This is a genomic window from Enterovirga sp. GCM10030262 (assembly GCF_042666435.1).
In the GTDB taxonomy this organism is placed as follows: domain Bacteria; phylum Pseudomonadota; class Alphaproteobacteria; order Sphingomonadales; family Sphingomonadaceae; genus Allosphingosinicella.
In genome coordinates this window covers 91,312-117,373 of record NZ_JBHTDC010000002.1, presented here as the reverse complement: position 1 = coordinate 117,373, position 26,062 = coordinate 91,312, and the positions used below count along the sequence as shown (strand labels likewise).

The following is a 26,062-nucleotide window of genomic DNA, read 5'->3' as shown; positions in this document are numbered from 1 at the left end:
GCCACATTGGGTGAGCCGGGTCCGCGTTCAACCCGTTCGCCCGTATCGTCCCCGGCCGCCGCGCGCTAGGGTGCGGCCATGTATTGGGACTGTCCCTCGGCGTTCAACGCTTCGGAATGCGACGCCATCGTCGCCCTGGCCGGGTCGCGCCCCGGGGAGGCGGCGCCGGTCTGGGGCGGCGCGGGCTATGAAGTGAACCTGGCCGCCCGCCGAGCCCTGACCCGCTTCCTCGACCGCTCGGACGAGACGGCATCGCTGTTCGGGCGGCTCGACGCCTTGTTCGCCGCGGCGGCGGAGCGGCTGGGAATGGCGGTGGGGCCGCTCACCGAGCCGGTGCAGGTCGTCGAATATGGCGTCGGCGGCCATTTCAACAGCTGGCATTCCGACGCGGGGGCCGACCTGCTCGGCCGGCGCGTCCTGTCCGTCTCGGTCGAGCTTTCCGAGCTGGAGGCGCATGAGGGCGGCGACCTGGAGATCGTGCCCGGCACTATCGGGCTGCGACGGACATTGCCCAAGGGCGGCGCTCGCTTCTTCGCGTCCCGCGCGCTTCATCGGGTGACGCCGGTCATCCGGGGGGCGCGGCGGTCGCTGGTGGCGTGGACGGGTGCTCCTCCGGCGGATCGAACGTCCGCGCCCGCCTGATCTCCGGGAACCAGCGCGCCCAGGCGAGGGTGACGATGATCGCCCCCACGCCGCCCGCGACCACCGCCGCGACCGGCCCGATCAAGGCCGCGAGGAAGCCCGATTCCGCCTCGCCCAGTTCATTGGAGGCCGAGATGGTGAGCAGCGACACGGCCGCGACCCGGCCGCGCTTGTCGTCGGGCGTGTGGAGCTGGATCAGGGACTGGCGGATATAGACGGAGAACATGTCCGCCGCGCCGGCGATGAACAGGGCAAGAAGCGACAGCGGCATCCATTCCGACAGGCCGAAGACGATGGTGGCGAGGCCGAACACCACCACCGCCCCGAACATCTTCGGGCCGACGCCGGTCTTCAGCGGCCGGAACGAGAAGAACAGAGCGGTGAGGGCGGCCCCGGCGGCCGGGGCGGCGGCGAGCTGGGACAGGCCGGTGGCGCCGACCTGCAATATGTCGCGCGCGTAGATGGGGAGAAGGGCGGTCGCGCCGGCGAGCAGGACCGCGAACAGATCGAGCGTGATCGCGCCCAGCACCAGCTTGTTTCGCCAGACATAATGGGCGCCGTCGACGATCTGCCGAATGGGATGGCGGCCGCCCTCGATGGGGCTGCGCTGCACCGGCCCGATGAAGGATAGGCAGACGAACGCCACCACGAACAAAGAGGTGCTGGCGATGTAAGCGGCGGGCGGCATCCAGGCATAAGCGTAGCCGCCGATCGCCGGGCCGACGATCATGCCCGCCTGCCAGGCGATGGAGGAGAGGGCGATGGCGTTGGGCAGCACTTCCCTGGGCACCAGATTGGGCGCGAGGGCCGAGAGGGCCGGGCCGTTGAAGGCGCGCGCGACGCCGAGCAGGATCGCGACGCCGAACAGCACGGGCAGCGACATGGCATCCGCCCAGGTGAAGCCGGCAAGGGTGCCCGCGCACAATATCTGGAGCAGCATCGTCGCCCGCGCGACGTTGCGGCGGTCGACATGGTCGGCGACCCAACCGACCAAAGGCGTCAGGAAGAAAAGCGGCAGGAACTGGAGCAGCCCGATCAGGCCCAATTGCGCGGCGCTGGCGGACGGCCCCATCGTCTCGCGCGCGATATTGTAGGTCTGCCAGCCGATGATCAGGATCATGCCATATTGGGCGAGCGTGGCCGTAAGGCGCGCCGCCCAGTAAGCGCGGAAATTGGGGATGGACAGGGGGTGCGGGTGGGTGGCCGTCATCAGGCGGCGCTTAGCTCCGGGGCGAGGGGGCGGCAAGCCGCGCGAGCGGACAGCGAAGGACGCGAGGGCCGGCGACGAATGGATGGCATGGCGATGCGGCGAAGCGACCCGTACGTCGGCTTCAATCCAGCCCCAGGAGCCAGCGATCCAGGGGAACGGCGCGGATCGTGGCTCCGGGGAGCGATCGGTTGAGATCGGGGCGATGGCGCATGATCCAGTCGAGGCAGCTTAGCTTGCTGTCGAACGTGCCGAACGCGTCGCGGCTGGCGCGGAGCGTCTCCCGGTCGACCATGAACCGCGCTCCCTTGCGGCAGCCCGGTGCGCCGGCCCAATCCCGATGGGGCGAGACCACCGCCGGCACCCAGAAGGTCCGGGTCGGATCCAGGCGATCGACTTCGCATCGGCGCATCGGCCATCCTTCTCCCGTGGGCCGGTGCCGCGGTCGGGATCGGCCGCGGCCGGCTAAATCATGCGGCCTCCTCCGGCGCGTGGCAGCGGGGATCGCCGAGGTCGAAACGGTCGGCATTCATCACCTTGGTCCAGGCCGCGACGAAATCGTCGACGAACTTCTTGCCCGCGTCGTCGGCCGCGTAAACCTCGGCGATAGCCCGCAACTGCGAGTTCGAGCCGAAGACGAGATCGGTGCGCGTCGCCGACCATTTCGGCTCGTCCGTCCTGCGGCAGGTGCCGGCGAAGACCTCGTCGCCGCTCTCGTCCACCTGTTTCCAAGCCGTGCCCATGTCGAGCAGGTTGCGGAAGAAGTCGTTGGTGAGCTGGCCCGGCCGGTCGGTCAAGACGCCATGCTTCGACCCGCCATGATTGGCGCCGAGGACGCGGAGGCCGCCCAGCAGCACAGTCATTTCTGGCGCGCTCAGTTGCAGCAGCTGCGCGCGGTCGATCAGCATCTCCTCGGTGGGAACGCTGAATTCGACGGACAGATAGTTGCGGAAGCCGTCCGCCTCCGGTTCAAGCGGTTCGAAGCTTTCGGCGTCGGTCTGCTCCTCGGTCGCGTCGCCCCGGCCCGGCGCGAACGGCACGGTCACATCATGGCCTGCATACTTCACCGCTTTCTCGATGCCGACGCAGCCGCCGAGCACGATCAGGTCGGCGAGGCTGACCCTGCCGCCGAAATCGGACCGGATGCCCTCATAGACCTGGAGCACGCGGGCGAGCTCGGCGGGCTCGTTGACGTCCCAATCCTTCTGCGGGGCGAGGCGGATGCGCGCGCCATTGGCGCCGCCCCTCTTGTCCGAACCGCGGAAGGTCGAAGCGGACGCCCAAGCGGTCTTGACCAACTGGCTGACGCTGAGGCCAGAGGCCGCGATCTTCCCCTTGAGCGCCGCGACGTCACCATCGCCGAGCGCCGGACCCGGCGGGACCGGGTCCTGCCAAATCAGATCCTCGGCCGGGACTTCGGGGCCGAGATAGCGCACCTTCGGACCCATGTCGCGGTGGGTGAGCTTGAACCAGGCCCGCGCCCAGGCGTCGGCGAACTGATCGGGATTGGCGCGGAACCGCTCCGCGATCTTGCGATATTCCGGGTCCACCTTGAACGCCATGTCGGCGGTGGTCATCATGGTCGGCACGCGGCGGTCCGGGCTGTGCGCGCCGGGCGCCATGTCTTCCGGTTTCTGGTTCACCGGTTGCCACTGCTTGGCGCCGGCCGGGCTCTCCACCAACTCATATTCGTAATCGAGCAGCATGTGGAAATAGCTCATGTCCCACTGGATGGGCGTGGGCGTCCACGCGCCTTCGAGGCCGCTGGTGATGGTGTGATCGCCCACGCCGCTTTCGTGACCGCTCTGCCAGCCGAGGCCCTGCTGGGCGATGTCCGCGCCTTCCGGCTCGGCGCCGACCAGCGAGGCATCGCCCGCGCCGTGGCACTTGCCGAACGTGTGGCCGCCCGCCGTCAGCGCGAGGGTCTCCTCGTCGTTCATCGCCATGCGGGCGAAGGTCTCGCGGATGTCGTCCGCCGATTGTTGCGGATCGGTATTGCCGCCCCGGCCTTCCGGATTGACGTAGATGAGCCCCATCTGGATCGCGGCGAGAGGGTTCTCGAGCGCCATCTCCTTTTCGGGCTGGATGCGGGTCTCGTTCTTTTCGTGGCCGACCCAAAATTCCTCGGTGCCCCAATAGATGTCCTTCTGCGGCTCCCAGACATCCACCCGGCCGCCGCCGAAGCCGAAGGTCGGGCCGCCCATCGACTCTACGGCGACGTTTCCGGCCAGGATCATGAGGTCGGCCCAGCTCAATTTACGGCCGTATTTCTGCTTGATCGGCCACAGCAAGCGGCGCGCCTTGTCGAGGTTGCCGTTGTCCGGCCAGCTGTTCAAGGGCGCGAACCTTTGCCCGCCCGACGACGAGCCGCCGCGGCCGTCGCCGGTGCGGTAGGTGCCGGCCGAGTGCCAGGCCATGCGGATGAAGAAGGGGCCGTAATGGCCGTAATCGGCCGGCCACCAGGGCTGGCTGTCGGTCATCAAAGCGGTGAGGTCGCGCTTGACCGCGTCATAATCGAGCGACCGGAATTCCTCGGCATAGTCGAAGTCCGCGCCCATCGGATCGGGCGAGCCGACGCCCTGCTGGTGGAGAATGTCCAGCGACAGCTGGTTCGGCCACCAGTCGCGATTGGTGCGGCCCAGGAGGGACCGAAGCGCGGCCGGTTCCTTCATCGGGCAATTGAGCGGGTCGCCGCCAGTCTTTGCGTCCATGTCTCGGGCCTCTCCTTATTTTATGGGCGGAGGTTAGGCCCGGTCTCGCGGCGAAGGAAACGACTAAATTTCGTCAGCAAGAGCCGCAAAATCGATTACCCGCGCGACCAGAGGGGTGAGAGCGCCTCTCGTCCGGAGAAGATTCACGAGCGCCCGGCGCCATCCGCGCGACCGTCCGGCCACGCCCCGTCAGCAGCCGTGAGGAGCTAACCGACATAGCGGAGCGCATACTAGATCTTCACTGGGAAGCTCGAGACGCCAGAATCAATGATCGTCAGCCCCGCAAAAGGGTGAATATGGAGATCATCCAAGAGCGACATCATGCCATCAATTGGGTGTCGGGCTACCAAGCATCGCCTTGGGATGAGGTGAATACCGACGCTTGATCAATGTCAGAAGAGCGCTGCGAACCAGAACCTGGGACGGGGCTCACCCCAAGCTCACAAAACTATCCAGCACCCGCTTGCGCCCCGCCTGCTCGAAGTCGATCTCCAGCTTGTTGCCTTCGATCTCCGCCACGGTGCCGTAGCCGAATTTCGAGTGGAAGACGCGTTGGCCCAGCGCGATGTCGGCGCGGCCCGGGTTGCCAAGGCTGACGGCGCTGGCTCGGGCCTCCAGCACGCGGGGCGGGGTGCGTTCGAAGCCGCCTCCCACCGCGCGCTGCCAGCCGGGGCCTCGGCCGGTGCCGCGCTGGACGTCGGCGAAGGGGTCGGCGCGTTCGGACCAATTGGCGCGCCAGAGGCTTTCGCCGCCGGTCATGGTGGTTTCGTGCTCGACATGCTCCGCCGGCAATTCGCCGACGAAGCGGCTCGGGATGGAGCTTGTCCACTGGCCGTAGATGCGGCGGTTGGCGGCGTGGATGATGAAGCATTTGTGCCGCGCCCGCGTGATCGCGACATAGGCCAGGCGGCGTTCCTCCTCCAGGCTGGCATTGCCGCCTTCATCGAGCGAGCGCTGCGAAGGGAAGACGCCTTCCTCCCAGCCGACCAGGAAGATTGTGCCGAATTCCAGGCCCTTGGCGGCGTGGATGGTCATGATCGTGACTCTCTCCTCGTCGCGGGCGGCGTCATTCTCCATGACGAGGCTGACATGCTCGAGGAAGGCGCCGAGGGTCTCATATTCCTCCATCGCGCGGGTGAGCTCGGTCAGGTTTTCGAGGCGGCCGGCGCTTTCCGCGCTGCGGTCGGCCTGAAGCATCGCGGTGTAGCCGGATTCGTCCAGAACCAAGCGGGCCAGCTCCGGATGCGGCAATTCGTCGAGGCGGGCGCGCCAGCGGGCGAAGTCGCCGACCAGATTGCCAAGCGAGCGGCGCGCCTGCGGGGTGAGCTCGTCGGTGTCGAGCATCTGCGCGGCGGCGGACAAGAGGGGTGTCCCGGACGCCCGGGCGAATAAATGAATTTTCGCGACCGCCTTGTCGCCGAGGCCGCGCTTGGGCGTGTTGACGATCCGTTCAAAGGCGAGGTCGTCGGCCGGCTGGGCGATGACGCGGAGATAAGCGAGGGCGTCGCGGATCTCGGCGCGCTCGTAGAAGCGAAAGCCGCCGACGATGCGATAGGGAAGACCGATCGCGATGAAGCGGTCCTCCAGCTCGCGGGTCTGGAACTGGGCGCGGACGAGGATCGCGCTATCGTCGAGATGGCCACCCTTGCGCTGGATGCCCTCGATCTCCTCGCCGACGCGGCGCGCTTCTTCGGGGCCGTCCCAGACGCCGATCACTTGGACCTTCTCTCCCGCGTCATGCTCGGTCCAGAGCGTCTTGCCGAGGCGGCCGCCATTATGGGCGATGAGGCCGGAGGCGGCGCCCAAGATGTGGGGCGTCGACCGGTAATTCTGCTCCAGACGGACGATCTTGGCGCCCGGAAAATCCTGCTCGAACCGCAGGATGTTGGCGACCTCGGCTCCGCGCCACGAGTAAATGGACTGATCGTCGTCGCCGACGCAGCAGATGTTCTTGTGGCTTTGGGCGAGGAGGCGGAGCCAGAGATATTGGGACTGGTTGGTGTCCTGATATTCGTCGACCAAGATATATTTGAAGCGTCTCTGGTAGTGCTCCAGCACGTCGCGATAGGTGCGCAGGATCACCAGCATGTGGAGCAGCAGGTCGCCGAAATCGCAGGCGTTGAGGGCTTTCAGGCGCTCCTGATAGGCGGCGTAGAGCGCCGCGCCCTTGCCGTCGGCATAAGCTTCGCTCTCGCCCGCGTCGACTTGGGCGGGCGTCCATCCGCGATTCTTCCAGCGGTCGATGAGGCCGCCGAGCTGCCGCGCCGGCCAGCGTTTCTCGTCTATGTCGGCGGCGGAAATGAGCTGCTTCAGCAGACGAAGCTGGTCGTCGGTGTCGAGGATGGTGAAGTTGCTCTGCAAGCCGACCAGCTCGGCGTGGCGGCGCAGCATCTTGGCGCCGATGGCGTGGAAGGTGCCGAGCCACGGCATTCCTTCGACCGCGTCGCCGATGATGCGGCCGACCCGCTCCTTCATCTCGCGGGCGGCCTTGTTGGTGAAGGTGACGGCGAGGATCTCCGACGGCCAGGCGCGGCGGGTGGCGATGAGGTGGGCGAGGCGGGCTGTGAGCGCCGCCGTCTTGCCGGTGCCCGCGCCGGCGAGGACGAGCACCGGGCCTTCGGTCGTCAGCACGGCCTCGCGCTGGGGATCGTTCAGGCCCTTGATATAGGGCAGTTCGGCGGTGGTGGGGGCGGAATGACTCACCGGTGAACAGTTAGGGAACGGGGGCGCGTCCGGCAACCTTGAACACGGGCGTTATCCCTCCGTTTTCTCCGTTCGTCCCGAGCGAAGTCGAGGGGCGCTGGCACAGAGGCCGAGCTGCGCCCCTCGACTACGCTCGGGGCGAACGAGTTTAGGGAGCCTTATTCTTCTCCCGCAACCTTCGAGCTCGCGATCCGCGCGACCTCCGCGATGATGGCGGCTCGATCCTCCGAGGAGAGGTCGGAGCCGGCGAGGAAGGCGGCGACGGCGAGGCGGCGGCCGTCCGGGAGTTCGATTATGCCGACATCGTTGACCGCGCTCGCGACGCCGTCGACGGAGGCGCCGGTGCCGGTCTTGTGATAGACGGTGGCGCCCTCGGGCACGCCGGCCTTGAGGCGGTCGGTGCCGGTGCTGGTGCTCTCCAATATGTCCATCAGCTTGGTCGTGGACTCAGGCGAGAGGAGCTGTCCGTTGGCCAGCATGACGAGGATATTGACCATGTCGGCCGGGCTCACCCGGTCGCGCGGATCGGCTAGATAGATGCGCAAGGCCGCCCGCTGCCGGTCGAGCGGAAGCTGCTCCTTGGCCTCGGTGATGGCATCGGAGCCGATCCATTGGCCGGTGAATTCGGGAAGGCCGACCGATTGCGGCTGGAGCTCATATTCGTAGCGGTCGACGCGGAAGCTCTCGATCCCGCGCTCCTGGAAGAAGCGGGTGAGCGCTTCCGGGCCGCCGATGCGCTTGAGGAGGATGTCGGCGGCGCTGTTGTCGCTCTGGGCGACGGCGGCGCGGATCAGTTCCTCGATCGTATAGTCGGTGCGTCCCGGAAACGCCTCGGCGATCGGGCTATGGGCGACGGAAAGCTGGTCCCTGGTGAGCGTCACTTCGTGGCCCAGCGACAGCCGTCCTTTATCGGCGGCGTCCATCACCGCGATGGCGAGCGGCAGCTTGAAGACGCTCTGCATTGGCATCGGCTGGTCGGCGTTGATCCCGCGCATCCGGCTGGTCGAAAGATCTAGGATGGCGACGCCCAATGTGCCGGGCTCGGCCTTCGCCGCCAAGGCTTCCAGCCCGGACGCGACGGTATCGGCGGGCGGTGGCGAAGGCGGCGATTCCGGGGAGCAGGCCGCCAGCGCCACCGGCAGCATGAAGGTCAGGACGCGTCCGAACATGGTTCAACTCTCGCGGCGAAATAGGAGGATGTGGGCCTTGCCGAAACGGCGCTCCGCCGCAACCGCGAAGCCGACGGGCGGAGGCGGGCGTCCGCCGTCCGTCTCCAGGCTGAGCCATCCGCCGGGCGCGACCCAGGCCGGATTGCAGATTCGGGCCAGCGCCATTTCGGCGAGGTCGGCGGCATAAGGCGGATCGAGGAAGAGCATGTCGCACGGCGCGGGCGGGGGCGGCGAATGCTCCACCGACTGGGCGCGGACATCGGCGCGGCTGCCGGCGCCCAGCGTGTCGGCGTTGCGCCGGATGGCGGCGAGCGCGTCACGGTCGCTGTCGACGAACAGGCAGTAAGAGGCGCCGCGCGACAGGGCTTCCAGCCCCAGCGCTCCGGAGCCGGCGAACAGGTCGGCGACGCGCAGGCCCTCGAAGCTGCCGGCCCGGCTGGCGAGCATCGAGAAGAGGCCCTCACGCGCCCGGTCGCTGGTCGGCCGCGTTCCCCGGCCCTCGGGCGCGACCAGAGGCCGCCCGCGCCAATCCCCCGCGATGATTCTCATCAGCGTGTCACTTCAGCGTCTTGCGGTAGGCGGCGAGATCGGACGGGTGGATCTCGATGACCGCCCCCACCGCCATGTCACCCAGCACGAACGGGCCGTAGGCGGTGCGGATCAGGCGGGAAACCTGCAAGCCCAGATGCTCCAGCACGCGGCGGACCTCGCGGTTCTTGCCCTCCGTCAGCTTCATCTCGACCCAGCCGTTGCGGCCGGTGCGGCGCTCCAGATTGGCGTCGATCGGGCCGTAGCGCATGCCGTCGATCTCGACGCCGTGGATCAGCTCCTCCAATTGCTCCTGGCTGATCTCGCCGAACACGCGGGCGCGGTAGCTGCGCTCGACGCCCGAGGAGGGGAGTTCGAGCTGGCGCTTGAATTCGCCGTCGTTGGTGAGCAGCAGCAGCCCCTCGGTGTTGAGGTCGAGTCGCCCCACCGGCATCAGCCTTGGCAAACCTTTGGGCAAGCGGTCGTAGATGGTCGGCCGGCCGGCGGGGTCGGTCGCGGCGGTGAGCACGCCCGCCGGCTTGTGGAACAGGAAGAGCCGGGCTCCGGAGGGCGCCCTGACCGGCCTGCCGTCGACGGTGAGACCCTTCAGCGAGGTGAGGATCGTCGCCGGCGTCTCGACGGCCACGCCGTCGATGGCGATCCGGCGCTGCTCGATCATCCGCTCGATCTCGCGGCGCGAGGCGATGCCGGCGCGGGCGAGCAATTTGGCGATGCGCTGCGGCTCGACCGGGGCGTAGGCGCGCTCGGGCTGGTCGCGTTCGACCGGTTCCGCCATTCGGCGCGGGGGCGCGGGACGGGCGGCGGGCTGCCCGGGCGGGCGTTGCGGACGCGATGCCCGCTCCTGCCGCCGCGGCGACGCGCGGCGTTGTCCGTCCGGTGCTTCCTCTTGCCGCCGGGCCGGTCGCGGCGGACGGGCGGAAGGCGCGCGCTCGGCCCGGCGCTGATCGCCGGAGGTTTCGACCTTCTTTCGCGGCCCGTGCTCGCCGTCGGGCTTTCCGACCGGCCGGGCGGGCTTGCGGGCGCCGCCGGCCTTGCGCGCGTCCGGCCGTGCGCCGGGGCGACGCGGTCCGCGGGGCGTGGGGGGCTTGGGCACGAATTCCTCCGGATGGGGCGGCCGCGCTCAGACGGCCGGAAAACTAAACACGCCAAAGCGATAAACGCTGCTGGACATTCGAGGCCATGCCGCTCGTTACGAGAACAGATCGACCGGCTTTGGAAGGAAGATGCACTATATGTTGTTCGGGAGACGCGAAAGGGCAATCCGGCGCCTCATCATCGTCGAGGACGAGCCGCTGGTCGCGTTCGACAACGAGCATCTGCTGAGCGAGGCCGGCTATGAGGTCGTCGCGACGGTCGACAGCCTCGCCGAAGCGAAAGCGGTGATCGAGATGGAGCCGCTCGACCTGGTGCTCAGCGACATCAGATTGAACGGGGAGGGCGACGGGCTCGACGTCGCGCGGGCCGCGGCGGCGCGGGGCGTCCCCGTCCTGTTCGTCAGCGGCCATTGCCCGGTCGAGGCGCGCGGCCTCGGTCTCGGCTGCCTCGCCAAGCCCTATACGGAGAAGACCCTCAAGGCCGCGCTCGACGCGATCGACGCGCTGATGCAGGGAGAAACGGTCAGGAAATTGCCCGCCGGTCTCAGCCTTTACGAGAAGGCTTAGAGGGGGATGTAGTTACATTGAATCGTCACCCTGAACTTGTTTCAGGGTCCACCTACCCACCCGTCATGTGACTCGGATATGGATGCTGAAACAAGTTCAGCATGACGGGATCGCGGCGGTAAAGGCTGGGCCCCGGCTTTCGCCGGGGAACGGTCAGGTCAGCGCCGCCTCGATCTGTGCATGAAAATGGTGGATCCCGGCTTCCAGCGTTCCCAGCGTGATGCGGTCGATGGCGCCGGAGGAAAGCCCCTCCTGGCCCAATGCGGCGGCGCGGAAATCCTCGGCTCCGAACGTGCCCTCGTCGAGCAATGTCCAGCTCTTCTCCCAGTGCAATTCCTCCTCGGCCGAGCCGGGCGGTCCGGGGATGAGCATGAAATCCTCGACCAGTGTGCGGCCGACGCTCTGGGGCATCAGCGTCATCACGTTCACATAATCGGGGCTGACGACGATCACCGTCGCCGGGAAGAGTTGGTAGGCGAAGGTGACGGCGCCCCTCAGCGCGGTCCAGTCTTCATGGTCGATGCGGGCGAGATATTCGGCGCGGCCGACGGCCGAGCGCTGGTGCGGCCCGATCCTGTCGGCGGCGGTCACCCCGTCGGCGAAGAATTTGCCGATGCTGGAGCTGTGCAGCCGCTGGACGTGGTAGCTTTCCAGGAACGCGTCCATGATCAGCTTCCAGTTGGCGGCGACATCATGGACGTGGCGGCGGAAGAGATGGTGGCCGGCGAGGCCGAACGCGTCGAATTCGGGCGCGAGCGAGGCGGCGTCGGCAAAGTCCGCCTCTCCGCGCGCGAACCAGATCAGGCCGCCCGCCTCGTGGCTTGGAAGCTCGGCGAGGCGGTGGTCGGCCTTGTCGAGGCCGGGAAAGCTGTCGGCCCGCGGAATCGCGGCGAGGGCGCCGTCCAGCCTGTAAGCCCAGGCGTGGTAGGGACAGACTAGCCGGGGCGCGCATAAAGCCTCGCCGCCCTCGACCAGCCGCGTCCCCCGGTGGCGGCAGACATTGTAGAAGACGTGGGCCATCCCGGCCTTGTCGCGGCTGATGAGGAGAGGCACGCCGAAACCGTCGTGCGGGACCGCCATGTTGGCGCGGGGAAGTAGGGCGGAGGGCGCGATCACCTGGGGGAGCCGTCCGAACAGGCGTCGCTGTTCCAGATCGAAGCGGGACGGGTCGGTATAGAGAGGGGCGGAGAGGGTCGTGACAGCCGACCCTACGGCATTGCGCCCGTCGGCAACCGCTTGCGCGAGCGCGAGCTGCCCTTTGGTCGGCCGCCTTGTGGTTTGCGCGTCCATGGCGGGCGAAGGTGCTTGCGCGGGCGCGGGAAGGCAAGCGCCGATCCGCCGAACAGGGCTAGCCGACGCGATGGAAGACTCTACAAGAAGCGTCATGGATCAAGCCGCAACGACCGCGCCCAGCGACTGGCGCAGCCGCCTTCCCGAAGGCATCCGCCCTTATTTCGAGGCCGCACCGCTGGCTGCTCTGTTCCTCGGCATGTCGTCGGGCTTCCCCTTCGCGATGATCGGGGCGACGCTCAGCACGCGGCTGGCCGAGGACGGCATCACCAAGAGCACGGTGACAGCCTTCGCGCTCACCTTCCTCGCCTATAATTTCAAGTTCCTGTGGGCGCCGATCGTCGACAATGTGCGGCTTCCGATCCTCTACCGCTTCGGCCAGCGGCGTTCCTGGCTGTGGGTGATCGGACTGTTCGTCATGGCGGCGGTGTTCTTTCTCGGCAGCCTCGATCCGGCGGCGGACATTCAGATGGTGGCGATCGCCGCGATATTGGTCGGCGTCGCCGGCGCGACCTACGACATCGCCATCGACGCCTATCGGATCGAGCTCCTCGAGCCGCGCCAGCTCGGCGTCGGATCGGGCATGTCGCAATATGGCTGGCGGATCGGCGCGGCGGCGGCGGGCGCGCTGGCGCTGGTCCTGGCGACGCGCTACGGCTGGGCGGTCGGCTATGCGGTCTGCGCGGTGTTCGCATTGCCGGCGATGATCGTCGGGCTGGTGATGGGCGAACCCGCGCGGCACCGCGAGCCCGCGCCGATCCACGGCCCGCTCCAGGCGGTGATCGCCTATTTCAGCCCGCTGGCCGAGTTCCTGAAACGCCAGGGGGCGCTGGTCGTCCTGCTGTTCGTCCTCATCCACAAGATCGGCGACACGCTCGCCAACCTGACCTTGCGGCTGCTGTTCGAGGATCTGGGATTCACCAAGGACCAGGTGGCTTTCTACGATGTCGGCGTCGGCTTCATCGCTTTGCTGGTCGGGGTGTTCGTCGGCGGCATCCTCTACGCCAAGCTCGGCATGAAAAGGTCCGTGCTGATCAGCCTCGTGCTGATGGCGGTATCGAACTTCGGATTTGCCGGCCTCGCTTTGATCGGGCGCGAGAATTGGGCGATGGCGTCGGTGATGGCCTTCGAGAATTTCGCCAGCGGCATCGGCGGCGTGACGGTGGTCGCCTATCTGTCGGCGCTGTGCAATCTGCGCTTCACGGCCACCCAATATGCGCTGCTGTCGGCGCTCGCCAGCATCGCCGGACGGTTCCTGACCGGAACGACGGCCGGATCGCTGATCGAGACGATGGGCTATGTGAACTTCTACCTGCTGACGACGATCATCGCCTTTCCCGGCATCATCCTGTTCTGGTTCATGATGCGCAGCGGCCTTGCCGACGATTCGATCGGGGACGCGGGCATCGAAGGGCCGGGCGATGCGCGGCGGGATGGGGATGAGACAATGCTCCCCGGCGAAAGCCGGGGGCCAGCGGCACGATAGTCTGGGCCCCGGCTTTCGCCGGGGAACATTCAGCCCGGTGCCTGATCGTTCTTCCTCAGCACCTCGCCCGCCAGGTAGAGCGAGCCGAGGATCAGCACGACCGGCGGGTTGGCGCGATCCGCATGGCGGGAAATCCACCCGAGCGCCCCCTCGACATCGGCCGCCGGAACGGCGTGGAGGCCGGCGTCGCGCGCCGCGGCGGCGAGGGTCGCGGGGCTGTGATGAGCGTGGCCCGGCACCGGCACGCTGTGAAGCGTGATGGCGCGGTCGCGAAAGGGTTTGAGCACGCCCGCCGCATCCTTGTTGTCGAGCAGGCCGAAGACGATGTGGAACGGCCGCCCGGCCGGCACATGGCCGCGGAAGAAATCGGCGATCGCCCGCGCCGCCGCCGGATTGTGGCCGCCGTCCAGCCATAGCTCGGAGTCCCTGGGCAGGAGGGCGTGAAGCGGCCCCGCCGCCATCTGTTGCAACCGCGCCGGCCATTCCGCCCAGCCCATGGCGGCGCGCAGGGCGGAATCGGGGATGGGTAGCGCGTCCTGGTGGCGCAGCATGGCGACGGCCAGCGCGGCGTTCATCACCTGGTGGCTGCCATGCAGCCGGGGCAAGGGAAGGTCGAGCTTGCCGCGGTCGTCGCGATAATGAAGGCGGCGCTGATAAAGGGTCGCGTCCCATATGCCGCCGCGCGGGAGCCATGTCGCGCCCGCGGCGGCCGCCGTCCGGCCGACCCGGTCGGCGATCCGCTCGGGATAATGCTGGGTGACGAGCGGCACGCCGGACTTGGCGATGCCGGCTTTCTCCGCCGCGATGCCGTCCAGCCTGGAGCCGAGGAAGAATTGATGGTCGAGCCCCAATTGGGCGATGCCGCAGACGGCCGGGGTGGGGATTACGTTGGTCGCGTCGAGCCGGCCGCCGAGCCCGACCTCGACGATGCAGGCGTCGGCGGGGACGCGCGAGAAAGCCAGGAAGGCGGCGGCGGTGGTCGCCTCGAAGAAGCTCGGGCCGATGCCGTCGGCCGCGTCGAGCGACTCGGCGAGCAAGGGCGCGAGCAGATCGTCGTCGATCAGCGTTCCGGCGAGGCGGATGCGCTCGTTGAAGCGCACCAGATGCGGGCTGGTATAGACATGCGCCTTGCGGCCCGACGCCTCGATCGCCGCGCGCAGGAACGCGCAGGTCGAGCCCTTGCCGTTGGTGCCGGCGACATGGAAGACGGGCGGCAAGGCGCGCTCGGGATTGCCGAGACGGCCGAGGAGCTTGGTTATCCGGTCCAGACCCAGCGTGTCGGTCCCCGGGGACAATATCGCCAGCCGGTCGAGCTGGCGCTGGACGAGGGGGCTGTCGGATACGGCGCGGTCGGCCACCGCGTCACCCTGAACTTGGTTCAGGGTCCAGCTCTCCACCCGCGCCGCCGCTCGGCGATGGATGCTGAAACGAGTTCAGCATGACGCTCATCTTCACGCCGCTTCTTTCCGGGGCGTCAGGTAGGCGATGAGCTGGGCGAGCCGCTGGCGCAGGTCCCGGCGGTGCACGACCATGTCGATCATGCCGTGATCGTGCAGATATTCGGCGCGCTGGAAGCCTTCGGGCAGCTTCTCGCGGATCGTCGATTCGATGACGCGCTGGCCGGCGAAGCCGATCAGCGCGTTGGGTTCCGCGATCTGGACGTCGCCGAGCATCGCGTAGGAAGCGGTGACGCCGCCGGTCGTCGGATCGGTCAGGACGACGATATAGGGGAGCCCCGCTTCCTTCAGCTCGGAGATCGCGACGGTCGTCTTGGGCATCTGCATCAAGGAGAGGATGCCTTCCTGCATCCGCGCGCCGCCGGCGGCGGTGAAGATGATGTACGGACACCGGTCCTCGATCGCCGCGCGCACGCCGGCGACGAAGGCGGCGCCCACCGCCATGCCCATCGATCCGCCCATGAAGGCGAAATCCTGGACGCCGATGACGGCGCGCTGTCCCTCGATGGTGCCGCGGCCGTTGATCAGCGCGTCGGTCTCGCCGGTCTTCTGGCGCGCGGCCTTGATCCGGTCGGTATATTTCTTGCTGTCGCGAAACTTGAGGGGGTCTTCCTTCACCGCCGGCGGCGGGAGCAGCGAATACCCGGGATCGAACAGCCGCTCGAAACGCTGCCTCGGGCCGATCCGGTCGTGATGGTCGCAGCGCGGGCAGACGAAGCCATTCTCCTCCCATTCGCGGGTGAAGATCATCGCTTCGCAATCGCGGCATTTGTGCCAGAGATTCTCCGGCGTCTCACGCTTGGGCAGGAACGGGATGCTCTGGCGAACCCGGTTGAGCCAGCTCATGGGGGGAATCTCCTTCCGCCGCGCGGATGGAACAAGCCGCCCTATTTGTCCAGTTACAGCGTCGCCTCGATCGCGCGGGCGGCCTTGTCGGGGTCTCGGGCCTCGGTAATGGGGCGGCCGATGACGAGGATCGAGGCGCCGGCGTCCAATGCGGCGCGCGGGGTCATCACGCGTTTCTGGTCGCCGCTGCGCCCGCCGGCCGGGCGTACGCCGGGGACGACAAAGAAACCTTCCGGCCACAGCGCCCTTGCGGCGGAGACCTCGTTGCCGGAGCAGACCACGCCGTCGACCCCGGCTTCGCGGGCGAGGGCGGTCAGCCGCTCGACCTGAGCGTGCGGGTCGGACCCGACGCCGATGGCGCCAAGGTCGGCGCCGTCGAGGCTGGTCAGCACGGTCACCGCCACCACCCTGGTCCCGGTCGGGGCGGCGGCCTTGGCGTCTTCCAGCATGGCCCGCCCGCCAGCGGCATGGACGGTGAGGATGGCCGGCTCCAGCGGCCGCAGCGCCTGGATCGCCTTGCCGACCGTGTTGGGTATGTCGTGGAGCTTCAGGTCGAGGAAGATGGGAAGGCCGAGCTCGGCCATATCGCGAATGCCCTGGCGCCCGTTTGCCGAGAAGAATTCGAGGCCGAGCTTGATGCCGCCGACATGGAGCCGGACACGCGCGGCGATCGCTTTGGCCTTGTCGAGATCGGGCGTGTCAATGGCGACGTAGATGGGGCTCCTCATGCCTTGGGCCAGACCTTGCTGTCGGTTGCGGTGCGGTCGTCGGCTGCGGGGAGGGGGGCGTCGGGGAGGGGAGCGACGGGGATTGGGGCGACGGCGGGCGGCTGGGCGACGGCGGTCTGTCGCTCATACATGTCGAGGCGCCGCTTCAGGGTCCAGCTGCGCGCGCGGTGGACGACCAGCATCGGCAGGAAGCCCAGAAGGAAGGAGGCGAGGATCAGGATGGGCAGCTTCACGTCGGCCTGGAGGCCGCCCCACAGGGTGACCGTCACGGCGTTCCAGTTGACGCTCGCGAACAGCACCAGGATGACCGCCATGGCGACCCAGAAAAGCGTTTTCAGGAACTGCATCGAAATCTCCCAGCCGGCCCGGCTTACGCTCTAACAATTTCGCCCGCCAGTCCAGACCCCGCGCGCCGGACGCGCGGAGCACGGCCGCCTCAGCCTATCTCCTTGTCCAGCGCCTCGAACAAGGAAGAGATGGAGCCGAGCCGGTTCCGTTCCTCGGCGACGATCGCGCGGAACGCGTCGCGCTTCAGCGTGGCGACCGTGCCCGGCGGCAGGTGCATCCCTTCCGGCAGGGTCGACACGATGATGTCGATCAGCCGGTCGGCGCCGTGCAGGCGGCCCCACAGATAATCATTCTCGCGATAGGCGCGGCTGAAGAAGGCGCCGAAGCTGTTGAACTGGATGCCCTTGAGCGTGGCCTCCGCTCCGCCTTCGCGGATCGCGGTGGCGTCGTCGGGGGCGATGCGGTCGACCTTCACCGGATCGAATTCGTCCAGCCCCTCCCCCTGGAGGAGCGGCAGCGTGGCGATGTCGTAGAAGGGAAAGCCCAGATAATTGAGGATCAGCGACCGCCGCTCGGGCTTCGGGAAAGCCGCCAGGACATCGGCGATGCGGACGTCCGCTTCATCGTCATGCGCCTTGAGATCGAGCCGTTCGGCGAGGGCTACGAGCGCTTCCTCCGGTTCTTCCTCGGCGCGCCGGAAGGCGTCGGGCGCGGGCCGGCCGTCCACCTGCACCGGCTCGCGATAGCGGCCGATCAGGTCGTAGACGGCCTCGCGCGCGGCCTGGATCGCGGCGCGGGGCGCGTCGGGCCGCTCGTCCATCGCGCCCAGGTGCCGGGCGACGAGGCGGAGGCGGCGAGTGCGGTAGGTGAGATCGAAGGTGCGGAAGAAATGGATGACGTCGGCGCGCGCCCCGGCCGAGGTCATCGCTTCCTCGGACGCGAGCCCCGCCTGCCGCACCACGTCCCAGAGCGCCAGCCGGACCTGCTCGCGGCGGTGCCTTACGCCGCCGCCGCCGAGCCGGAAGATGTGGCCGGCTATGTCCTCGACGACCGACGAAAGCTTGAGGTGACCATAAGCCGCATAGGCATAGCCGGCTTCGCGCGCGGCCATATTCTGCGCCTTGGTCCGCCACGCGGCGAGGCGTTTGGGCGTGGGCCGGCCAAGCAGCAAGGTGGTCCCGAACGTGCGTTCGATCGCCGCCTCCACCTGCGGACGCATCGAATCGACGATGTGCCTCAATCGCCGGATGCGCGCCGAGCGGCCGTCTATCGCTTCGAGATTGTCGCGGATCGGCTGCTCGCGCGGAATGTCGGAGAGGGCGCCGAAGATGGTGGCGAAGAAGCCGGGCGGCTCGGCCTCGCCGGTCGCGGTCAGCCGGACGCTGCGGCCTTCGGGCTTGGGGTCGATATAGACGAAGCGGCGATCGATCTCGCGCCGCGCCGGCCGGTCCTGGAGCGCGTCGATCGCCGGCCGGAAGGGCGCGTTGGCGAGCACCGACCCGTCGATCAGCACCGCGCTCTCCGCGTCGCCGATCGCCGTCTGGCGGGGGAGGGCGCGCTCCAGGAAGGCGGCGCGGCCCGGCCAGGGTCGGTCGCGGGCTTCGAGCACCCGGTCGAGTTCCTTCACCTGGAAGGGCGGGAAGGCGCCCGGAAAGCTGGCGGTGGCGCGGGCGGCGAAGGCGAGCTCCGCGGCGTCGGCGAGGCCGCGTTCCGGCCCGCCGGAATCGCGGAAGGAGACGGTGAGGCGATGCTCGGTCTCGGCGACCTCCGCCGGCGAATGGAGCCGAAGCCTTTCGGGATGGCCGCGAAAATCGGTGACGGTGACGAACAGATCGAGCGGCTGGTAATGTGGCAGCAGCGCCGGCCCCGTCCCGCTCTTCGCCATCGCGTCGAGCGCGTCGAGCAGGAGCTCGGTGAATCCCGGCCCGGCGAAGGGCGGCGCGAACCAGCGAGCGCGGACGAAATTGGCGAGCTTGCCGCGGACTTCCTCCTGATGCTCTGGCTCCACCGTCTGCTCGACCGTGCCGCCGCTCTTGGCCGATAGCGCCCAGGCGAAGGGCACCGCCGCCGCCTTGGCGAAGCGCGAGACCGGGTTGACGCCGGGATCGAGCAGGCTGTCGATGTCGGCTTTCTCCAGCCAGAGGTCGGTGAGCGGATCGAGCGAGCGGCCGGTCGAGATCGCCTCGGCGAGGAAGATGGCGTTGATCCCGCCCGCGCTGGCTCCGGCGAGAATGTCGACCAGCACGCGAAGCTCGATGGCGCATTCGGCGGCGATGGTCTCGAGCAGGGCGCGATAGACCGCCTCGCTGCCGCCCTCCGCCGCCTCGCCGGCGTGAAAGGCGCGGCTGGCGCGGGCGAGGCGCCATATCTCCTTGGTGATACCGTGCATGTAGACGGCGAGGCTGATGCCGCCATAGCAGACCAGGGCCAGCCGCAATTCCTTCTCGCGCATGAAGGCGAGCGTGGCAGGAAGGGCGGTCCTTGTCGAGCCAGGGAAGCTCCCTCCGCCGTTAACCATTGCGGGACTCTCGTCGCGGAAATGAAACGACATACCGCCCCGTGCGGGACTCGTTAGCTATCCGCAATTATGCCGCTCCTCACGCGCTTAGGGGCTTTCACCATGATGATTTCGAGGATCGACCGTCGCCGCGGGCATGGCATCGTCGCGATGGCGCTGGCGGGGCTTCTCTGTTCCGTTCCGGTGAAGGCGGATACACCGCACGGCGTTCAGGCGATCGAGGATGAAGCGATCACGGCGCCCGAACCTCTGGCGCTGCCCGAGGTTCGCCCGGAGGCCGAACTTGCTCCCGCCGACGCGCCGGACGCCGGCCCGGACTATGAGCATCTGGGCGACGGCGAGGCGAGCTATTACGGTGCCGAGCTCGCCGGCAACCGCACCGCCAGCGGCGAGCGGTTCGACCCGCGCGCGCTGACCGCCGCCCATCGCACCCTGCCGATGGGGAGCCGGCTGCGCGTCATCAACAAGTCCAACGGCAAGAGCGTCATCGTCCGCATCAACGATCGCGGGCCGTTCGTGAAGAAGCGCATCGTCGACATCTCGCGCGCGGCGGCCGAGAAGATCGCCATGGTCCGCGCCGGCAAGGCGACGGTGAGGCTCGAACTGCTCCGCTGATCCCCTCGCGTCGTCGCGTCGAGTTTCGGTTTTCCCGCTCTTCCCAAAGCCTTCCGCGCCGGATACCGTGTGAACCTCTTCATACACCGGGGATCGGGAAACAATGATCAAGCAGACGATATTGGCGGGCGTGGCCGGCCTCAGCATCGCCGTCGCGACGGCGCCGGCGCTCGCAGCCGACGCGGCGGTTCCGGTCGCGCCCGCGGCCACGGCCAAGCCGGAACTCGGCACCTGGGGCTTCGACACAAGCGGGATGGACAAGAGCGTCTCCCCCGGCGACAGCTTCTTCGGCTTCGCCAACGGCCATTGGGCCAAGACCACTGAGATTCCCGCCGACCGCTCCAACTGGGGCGGCTTCGCCATCCTTCGCGATTTGTCCGACAAGCGCACGCGCGCGATCATCGAGGAAGCGGCCGCCGCCCAGGCCGCGCCGGGCACCAACCAGCAGAAGGTCGGCGACTATTTCGCGACTTTCATGGACGAGGCGGCGATCGAGACGAAGGGCGTCGCGCCGCTCAGGCCCTATCTCGCCAAGATCGACGCGATCGCCTCCCCTGCCGATCTCTCCCGCGCCTTCGGCGAAGCTGCCTGGCTCGGCGTCGATGCGCCGGTCGGCCCGCAGGTCGAGCAGGATCTGAAGGATAATAGCCGCTACACCGTCTATCTCGGCCAAGGCGGGCTCGGCCTTCCCGATCGCGATTACTATCTCGACGACAGCAACCCCAAATTCGTCGAGGCGCGGGCCAAATATGTCCAGCACGTCGCGACGATGCTGGGCCTCGCGGGCGTCTCGGATGCGGAGGCCCGCGCCCAGCGCATCTACGATCTCGAGAAGAAGATCGCGCAGGCGCACTGGACCCGGGTCGAGCAGCGCCAGATCGAGAAGCTCTACAATCCGATGAACCACGCCGATCTGGCGGCGAACATGCCCGGCCTCGACTGGGCGGCGTTCCTCGACGCGGCGGGAGTCGCGGGCCAGCCGCAGATCGTCGTCGCGATGCCGAGCGCGCTCGCCGGGGCGGCGAAGCTGGTCGAATCCGAGCCGTTGTCGACCTGGAAGGATTATCTCACTTTCCACACCATCGCCGCGGCGGCGCCCGTCTTGCCCAAGGCGTTCGTGGACGCGAGCTTCGCCTTCAACGGCAAGGTCCTGCAAGGGACGCCCGAGCTCAAGGAGCGCTGGAAGCGCGGCGTCGACCTGATCGGCGGCGGCATGGGCGAGGCCGTCGGTCAGCTTTATGTCGCGCGCTATTTCCCGCCGGAAGCCAAGGCCAAGGCCGACGCGCTGGTCAGGAACCTCATCGCCGCGATGGACAAGCATCTCGCCGCGCTCGAATGGATGGCGCCCGAGACGAAGGTGAAGGCGCGCGCCAAGCTCGCCGCCTTCACGCCCAAGATCGGTTACCCCGACGAATGGCGCGATTATTCGGCGCTGGAGATCGTGCGCGGCGACGCGCTCGGCAATGCCGCCCGTTCCACGGCCTTCGAATATCAGCGCAACCTGAACAAGCTTGGCGGCCCGGTGGACCGCGGCGAATGGGGGATGAACCCGCAGACGGTGAACGCTTATGCCAACCCGCTCTTGAACGAGATCGTCTTCCCGGCCGCGATCCTGCAGCCGCCCTTCTTCGATCCCAATGCCGACGACGCGGTCAATTATGGCGGCATCGGCGCCGTCATCGGCCACGAGATCAGCCATCATTTCGACGACCAGGGCAGCAAGTTCGACCCCAAGGGCAACCTCGCCGAATGGTGGACGGCCGAGGATGTCGCGCGCTTCAAAGCGCTAACCGACCAGGTCGTGGCGCAATATGGCGCCTACGAGCCGCTGCCGGGCTCCAAGGTCAATGGCGAGCTGACCCTGGGCGAGAATATCGCCGACCTAGCCGGCCTCACCATCGCCTACGACGCCTATCGGATGTCGCTGGGCGGCAAGGAGGCCCCGGTGATCGACGGCTATACCGGCGATCAGCGCTTCTTCCTCGGCTTCGGCCAGGTGTGGCGCAGCAAGTATCGCGACGCGGCGCTCCAGCAGCAGCTGACCACCGATCCGCACACGCCGGGTCATTTCCGCCCAAACGTCGTGCGCAATTTCGATCAATGGTATGCGGCGTTCGGCGTCGAGGACGGCGATCTTTATTTGCCGCCCGAGAAGCGTATCAAAATCTGGTAGGATGACGCAGCGGCCGGTGGCGTCCAAGGACGCCCCGGCGGTGCCGGTTGAGTGGAAGGAGAGGTCTGCTGTCGAGGCGGATCCAGATAGCGTTCCTGGCCGCCGTCGTGCTGGCGGTCTTCGTCTTCGTGGCGTTCGGCAATTCCCTCGCGGGACGGCCGGGGCCTGTTGAGCCGCGCAGCCTGTTACCCCAGGGCCTCAAGATCGGCGTCGCCGAGCCGCGCGAGAGCGATATCGACTACCGCCGCATCGACGCGCGCCTCAAGGCGCTGGTCGAACAGGATAATATGGTGGGTCTGGCGGTCGGTATCGTCGAGGATGGCCAGCTCCGCTTCCTCAAGGGCTATGGCGTCACCGTCGCCGGCGGCGACCAGCCGGTCACGCCGCAAACCATCTTCCGCTGGGCCTCGCTTTCCAAGGGCGTCGCCGCCGACATGGTCGCCAAGCTGGCCGAGGACGACCGACTCTCGCTCTACGAACCGGTCGGCCGATACGCGCCGTCGCTGCGCCTGCCCGGCGGCACCGAGAACCAGGCGACCGTCTCGGACCTGCTCTCGCACCGGCTCGGTATCTTCGCCCATGCCAATGATTCCAAGCTGGAGGATGGCGGCGACGCGCGGATGCTGCGCGCCGGCCTCGGCTCGCTGACGGCGATCTGCCCGCCCGGCCAATGCCATGCCTATCAGAACGTCGCCTATGACGCGGCCAGCGAGATCGTCGAGGGCCTGACGGGCAAGAGCTATGCAGAGGCGGTACGCGAGCAGCTCTTCCTGCCTCTCGGGATGACCAGCGCCAGCCTCACCCGGGACGGGCTGGTGAATGCCGACAATTGGGCGCGGCCGCATCGCGGCGGCAAGAATTCCCAGCCGGTCGAGGTCACCGATTCCTATTATCGCGTACCAGCTGCGGGCGGAGTCAATTCGTCGATCAAGGATCTGGCTGTCTGGATGCAGGCGCAGATGGGCCGCGACCCGGATATCCTCTCCAGAAAGGTGCTGGAGAATGTCAGCTCGCCGCGCGCGGCGACGCCCGGCGAACAGAGGCGGATGCGCAAGTTCGCCGAGCGGCTGACGGAGGCAAGCTACGGGCTCGGTTGGCGGATCTACGATTATGCCGGCCACAAGGTGGTCGGCCATCGCGGCGGCGTCACCGGCTATCGTTCGCTGATCATGTTCGATCCGAAGAAGAAGAGCGGCGTGGTCGCGCTCTGGAATTCCGGGACGGCGCAGCCGGGCGGTCTGGAATTCGAGGTGATGGACATGGTCTACAAGCTGCCGACCCGGGATTGGCTGGAGCTGGAGGAAGTGGACGACAGCTCCGAACAGGCGTTCGCGGGGTCGTCGTAAGGGGGGCGGCACCTTTTTGTCCGTCATGCTGAACTTGTTTCAGCATCCAATTGAGAGCCTGCGCGAGTGGACGATTGGACCCTGAAACGAGTTCAGGGTGACGATCTCTCCTCAGCCGCACTCGGCCTCACCCTGGCCCAGATGGGCAGATGGTCCGATGCACGGCGCGCCGTGGTGCTGTGATGGGTGCCGCATTCCACGATTTCCAGTCCGTCGCTGATCATGATCCGGTCCAGCGCGGCGATCGGCCGGCGCGAATGGAAGCTGCGGCCGCATTCGGCGAAGCGGTGATGACGCCCGAAATCGCGCAGGCATCCGCCGCGCGCGCTCCATTCGTTGAGATCGCCCATCATCACCGTCGGCGGCTCTCCGTCGCGGCCGGCGAGATGGGCGAGGACAGCATGGGCCTGCCGCCGCCGCCACAGGCCGGACAGATCGAGATGCATGCCGACGACGCGAAGGTCGACGTCGCCGAACCTGAGGTCGGCGAGGACGGCGCCGCGCGGCTCCAGCGAGGGGAGGGGGAGAAGCTCCCTGCCCACGATCTCGACCGATTTCCGAACCAGCAGCGCATTGCCGTGCCAGCCCAGGCTACCGCTGCGCGTCTCGAACGGGACCGGTTTGTAATCGCTATGCTCCTCGATCATGTGGAGCGGGAGCGCGCTCGTCCGCGCGCCGAAACGGCGATCGGCCTCCTGCAGCGCGATCACGTCGGCCCCCAGTTCGTTCAGCACCTCGATCGTGCGCTCGGGCCGCCGCCGCCGGTCGGTGCCAATCGCTTTGTGCATATTGTAGCTGGCGACCAGGATCATCGCGGTTCGCCTCGCAGGGGCTGGTGCCTCCGTCAACCGGCGGGAGCGGACTTCGCGCGATCCGCGAGCTTGCCCAGCCGGTGATCGATCGCCCGCGCCGCCTTGCCCGTCGCGCCCATCACTGCCCGGTCGACCGTCGCGCCATCGCCCGTCACCGCCAGCGGATCGAGCCCGTTCACCCGCGCCTCCAGCGTCGCCCGGAGGCCGTTTCCACGCGGCCCGTTCACGTCGCTGACGTGGATTGCGACATGGGTCAGGCGCTCGTCGAAGCGGCCGAGCCGTTCGCGCACGCGATTCTCGATGCGGGCTTCCGTCTCGCTGCTGCTGTCGACCTGGCTGTCGGTGTGGATCTGGATGAACAAGGCTTGTCTCCTTCTTATATTCTCGAACGATCCAATGCCGGGGAGGGGGCGGCGTTCCCCCCGATCCGACGGTCTGCCGCAAATGCGCTGGCAGGCCGCCTTGCGCCTCGCTAATCGTGCGGCGATGGCGAAACCCCGCAAGAGATATGTCTGTCAGGCCTGCGGCTCGGTCAGCAGCCGCTGGCAGGGCCAGTGCCCCGATTGCGCCGAATGGAACACTCTGGTCGAGGATGCCGGCGCCGTGGTCACGCCTTTCTCCGCCCGCCACAACCTGCGCTCCGGCGGCCGCGCGGTCGAGCTCGTCGGGCTGGACGCGGATGTCGCCCTGCCGCCGCGCATGGGCACCGGCATCGCCGAGCTGGACCGGGCCGTGGGCGGCGGCCTCGTCGCCGGCTCGGCGACCTTGATCGGCGGCGATCCCGGCATCGGCAAGTCGACCCTGCTGCTCCAGGCCGCCGCCAATATCGCGGCGCGCGGGCTTCCGGTCGCCTATATTTCCGGCGAGGAGGCGGCCGACCAGGTGCGCCTGCGCGCCCGCCGCCTCGGCCTAGGGGGCGCGCCGGTGAAGCTCGCGGCGGCGACCTCGGTTCGCGACATCCTCACCACCCTGGGAGATTCCGCGCCGCCCGCCTTGCTGGTGATCGATTCGATCCAGACCATGCATTCGGACCTGATCGAGGGCGCGCCAGGCACGGTCAGCCAGGTTCGCGCCTCGGCCCAGGAGCTGATCCGCTTCGCCAAGGAGACGGGCACGGCGCTCGTCCTCGTCGGCCATGTCACCAAGGACGGCTCGATCGCCGGGCCGCGCGTGCTCGAACATATGGTCGACACCGTGCTCGCTTTCGAAGGCGAGCGCAGCCACCAATATCGCATCCTGCGCGCCACCAAGAACCGCTTCGGCGGCACCGACGAGATCGGCGTCTTCGCCATGGAGGAGGAGGGGTTGTCGGAAGTCTCCAACCCATCCGCCTTGTTCCTCACCCATCGCGGCGAGAATGTCTCGGGCGCCACCGTCTTCCCGGCGCTGGAGGGGACACGGCCGGTCCTGGTCGAGATACAGGCGCTCACCGTCCGCCTCGCCAGCGGCGCCACCCCCCGCCGCGCGGTGGTGGGCTGGGATTCTGGGCGGCTCGCGATGATCCTGGCGGTGCTGGAGGCGCGCTGCGGCCTCAGTTTCTCGACGTGCGAAGTCTATCTCAACATCGCCGGCGGCTACCGCGTGGTCGATCCGGCCGCCGACCTCGCCGTCGCCGCCGCCCTCGTTTCCGCCCTCGCCGAACGGCCGGTGCCGTCGGAAACGGTCGCGTTCGGCGAGGTCGCGCTTTCCGGCGAACTGCGCCCCGTCGCCCACGGCGCGCTGCGGCTCAAGGAATCGGCCAAGCTCGGTTTCGAGCGGGCGCTGGTCCCAGCGTCGCTCGCCGGCGAGAAAGGCGGCATGACCTTGACCGGCTTCCGCACACTGGGGGAGTTCGTTGACCATCTGCTGGCCCGCCGGTAGC

At 68.0% G+C, this 26,062-nt stretch carries 23 protein-coding genes; 8 read left to right on the top strand and 15 right to left on the bottom strand.

Features of this window, described 5'->3' with window-relative positions; translation table 11 throughout:
- Window positions 1-78: 78 nt before the first annotated feature.
- Window positions 79-642 (top strand): 2OG-Fe(II) oxygenase, encoded by a 564-nt coding sequence (locus ACFQRC_RS09745; RefSeq protein ID WP_379960655.1) that lies wholly within the window; start codon window positions 79-81, stop codon window positions 640-642.
- Here the strand turns inward: ACFQRC_RS09745 and ACFQRC_RS09740 are convergent.
- The 3 genes from ACFQRC_RS09740 to katG form a co-directional block, all read right to left on the bottom strand.
- Entirely contained in the window at window positions 566-1,852 is a 1,287-nt protein-coding gene (locus tag ACFQRC_RS09740) for an MFS transporter (protein WP_379960653.1), read from the bottom strand. The genes ACFQRC_RS09745 and ACFQRC_RS09740 overlap by 77 nt on opposite strands.
- A 121-nt stretch (window positions 1,853-1,973) precedes the next feature.
- Window positions 1,974-2,261, bottom strand: coding sequence for a hypothetical protein (locus ACFQRC_RS09735; RefSeq protein WP_379960651.1), 288 nt, complete (start codon window positions 2,259-2,261; stop codon window positions 1,974-1,976).
- Window positions 2,262-2,319: 58 nt separating this feature from the next.
- Window positions 2,320-4,521 carry a catalase/peroxidase HPI gene (katG, locus tag ACFQRC_RS09730; RefSeq protein WP_379962414.1) on the bottom strand — a complete coding sequence of 734 codons (2,202 nt, stop codon included), beginning with the start codon at window positions 4,519-4,521 and terminating at the stop codon, window positions 2,320-2,322.
- Between the two features lie 200 nt (window positions 4,522-4,721).
- Here katG and ACFQRC_RS09725 point away from each other — a divergent pair, with 200 nt between their 5' ends.
- Window positions 4,722-4,946 carry a DUF4272 domain-containing protein gene (locus ACFQRC_RS09725; protein ID WP_379962413.1) on the top strand — a complete coding sequence of 75 codons (225 nt, stop codon included), beginning with the start codon at window positions 4,722-4,724 and terminating at the stop codon, window positions 4,944-4,946.
- Window positions 4,947-4,989: 43 nt separating this feature from the next.
- On the opposite strand, the gene ACFQRC_RS09720 is transcribed toward ACFQRC_RS09725, so the two are convergent.
- From ACFQRC_RS09720 to ACFQRC_RS09705, 4 genes are all read right to left on the bottom strand, one after another.
- On the bottom strand, window positions 4,990-7,263 hold the full coding sequence (locus tag ACFQRC_RS09720; protein WP_379960649.1) for an ATP-dependent helicase: 2,274 nt from the start codon (window positions 7,261-7,263) through the stop codon (window positions 4,990-4,992).
- Between the two features lie 158 nt (window positions 7,264-7,421).
- Window positions 7,422-8,432 carry a class A beta-lactamase gene (gene bla, locus ACFQRC_RS09715; protein ID WP_379960647.1) on the bottom strand — a complete coding sequence of 337 codons (1,011 nt, stop codon included), beginning with the start codon at window positions 8,430-8,432 and terminating at the stop codon, window positions 7,422-7,424.
- 3 nt (window positions 8,433-8,435) lie between these two features.
- Window positions 8,436-8,981: a 16S rRNA (guanine(966)-N(2))-methyltransferase RsmD gene (gene rsmD / locus ACFQRC_RS09710; RefSeq protein ID WP_379960645.1), complete on the bottom strand. Its 546-nt coding sequence runs from the start codon at window positions 8,979-8,981 to the stop codon at window positions 8,436-8,438.
- Window positions 8,982-8,988: 7 nt separating this feature from the next.
- Complete coding sequence (locus tag ACFQRC_RS09705) at window positions 8,989-9,756, bottom strand: pseudouridine synthase (protein WP_379960643.1); 768 nt, start codon at window positions 9,754-9,756, stop codon at window positions 8,989-8,991.
- Window positions 9,757-10,204: 448 nt separating this feature from the next.
- Between ACFQRC_RS09705 and ACFQRC_RS09700 the strand changes: the two genes are divergently transcribed.
- A complete protein-coding gene (locus tag ACFQRC_RS09700; RefSeq protein WP_379960641.1) occupies window positions 10,205-10,642 on the top strand; it encodes a response regulator in 438 nt (145 codons plus the stop codon).
- A gap of 153 nt (window positions 10,643-10,795) precedes the next feature.
- Here the strand turns inward: ACFQRC_RS09700 and ACFQRC_RS09695 are convergent, their stop codons facing one another.
- Entirely contained in the window at window positions 10,796-11,932 is a 1,137-nt protein-coding gene (locus ACFQRC_RS09695) for an aromatic ring-hydroxylating dioxygenase subunit alpha (protein WP_379960639.1), read from the bottom strand.
- 94 nt (window positions 11,933-12,026) lie between these two features.
- Here ACFQRC_RS09695 and ACFQRC_RS09690 point away from each other — a divergent pair, with 94 nt between their 5' ends.
- Window positions 12,027-13,418, top strand: a complete 1,392-nt coding sequence (locus tag ACFQRC_RS09690) for an AmpG family muropeptide MFS transporter (protein WP_379960637.1) — start codon at window positions 12,027-12,029, stop codon at window positions 13,416-13,418.
- Window positions 13,419-13,447: 29 nt separating this feature from the next.
- On the opposite strand, the gene ACFQRC_RS09685 is transcribed toward ACFQRC_RS09690, so the two are convergent.
- The 5 genes from ACFQRC_RS09685 to ACFQRC_RS09665 all read right to left on the bottom strand — a co-directional run bounded on the left by ACFQRC_RS09685 (window position 13,448) and on the right by ACFQRC_RS09665 (window position 19,189).
- Window positions 13,448-14,815: a bifunctional folylpolyglutamate synthase/dihydrofolate synthase gene (locus tag ACFQRC_RS09685; RefSeq protein ID WP_379960635.1), complete on the bottom strand. Its 1,368-nt coding sequence runs from the start codon at window positions 14,813-14,815 to the stop codon at window positions 13,448-13,450.
- 54 nt (window positions 14,816-14,869) lie between these two features.
- The gene (gene accD, locus ACFQRC_RS09680) at window positions 14,870-15,721 is read right to left on the bottom strand and encodes an acetyl-CoA carboxylase, carboxyltransferase subunit beta (RefSeq protein ID WP_379960633.1); all 852 of its coding nucleotides are present in this window, start codon (window positions 15,719-15,721) and stop codon (window positions 14,870-14,872) included.
- A gap of 53 nt (window positions 15,722-15,774) precedes the next feature.
- A complete protein-coding gene (gene pyrF, locus ACFQRC_RS09675; protein ID WP_379960631.1) occupies window positions 15,775-16,449 on the bottom strand; it encodes an orotidine-5'-phosphate decarboxylase in 675 nt (224 codons plus the stop codon).
- The gene (locus ACFQRC_RS09670) at window positions 16,446-16,796 is read right to left on the bottom strand and encodes a hypothetical protein (RefSeq protein WP_379960629.1); all 351 of its coding nucleotides are present in this window, start codon (window positions 16,794-16,796) and stop codon (window positions 16,446-16,448) included. Before ACFQRC_RS09670 ends, pyrF begins: the two co-directional genes overlap by 4 nt.
- Window positions 16,797-16,885: 89 nt before the next feature.
- Entirely contained in the window at window positions 16,886-19,189 is a 2,304-nt protein-coding gene (locus ACFQRC_RS09665) for a patatin-like protein (protein WP_379960627.1), read from the bottom strand.
- A gap of 168 nt (window positions 19,190-19,357) precedes the next feature.
- Between ACFQRC_RS09665 and ACFQRC_RS09660 the strand changes: the two genes are divergently transcribed.
- From ACFQRC_RS09660 to ACFQRC_RS09650, 3 genes are all read left to right on the top strand, one after another.
- Entirely contained in the window at window positions 19,358-19,870 is a 513-nt protein-coding gene (locus tag ACFQRC_RS09660) for a septal ring lytic transglycosylase RlpA family protein (protein ID WP_379960625.1), read from the top strand.
- 103 nt (window positions 19,871-19,973) lie between these two features.
- Window positions 19,974-22,043, top strand: a complete 2,070-nt coding sequence (locus ACFQRC_RS09655; protein ID WP_379960623.1) for a M13 family metallopeptidase — start codon at window positions 19,974-19,976, stop codon at window positions 22,041-22,043.
- A 47-nt stretch (window positions 22,044-22,090) separates the two neighbouring features.
- Window positions 22,091-23,389 carry a serine hydrolase domain-containing protein gene (locus tag ACFQRC_RS09650; protein WP_379960621.1) on the top strand — a complete coding sequence of 433 codons (1,299 nt, stop codon included), beginning with the start codon at window positions 22,091-22,093 and terminating at the stop codon, window positions 23,387-23,389.
- Window positions 23,390-23,481: 92 nt separating this feature from the next.
- Here the strand turns inward: ACFQRC_RS09650 and ACFQRC_RS09645 are convergent, their stop codons facing one another.
- On the bottom strand, window positions 23,482-24,201 hold the full coding sequence (locus tag ACFQRC_RS09645; RefSeq protein WP_379960619.1) for an endonuclease/exonuclease/phosphatase family protein: 720 nt from the start codon (window positions 24,199-24,201) through the stop codon (window positions 23,482-23,484).
- Window positions 24,202-24,233: 32 nt separating this feature from the next.
- A complete protein-coding gene (locus ACFQRC_RS09640; RefSeq protein ID WP_379960617.1) occupies window positions 24,234-24,563 on the bottom strand; it encodes a hypothetical protein in 330 nt (109 codons plus the stop codon).
- Window positions 24,564-24,687: 124 nt separating this feature from the next.
- Here ACFQRC_RS09640 and radA point away from each other — a divergent pair, with 124 nt between their 5' ends.
- Window positions 24,688-26,061, top strand: a complete 1,374-nt coding sequence (radA, locus tag ACFQRC_RS09635; protein ID WP_379960615.1) for a DNA repair protein RadA — start codon at window positions 24,688-24,690, stop codon at window positions 26,059-26,061.
- Window position 26,062 lies beyond the last annotated feature (1 nt).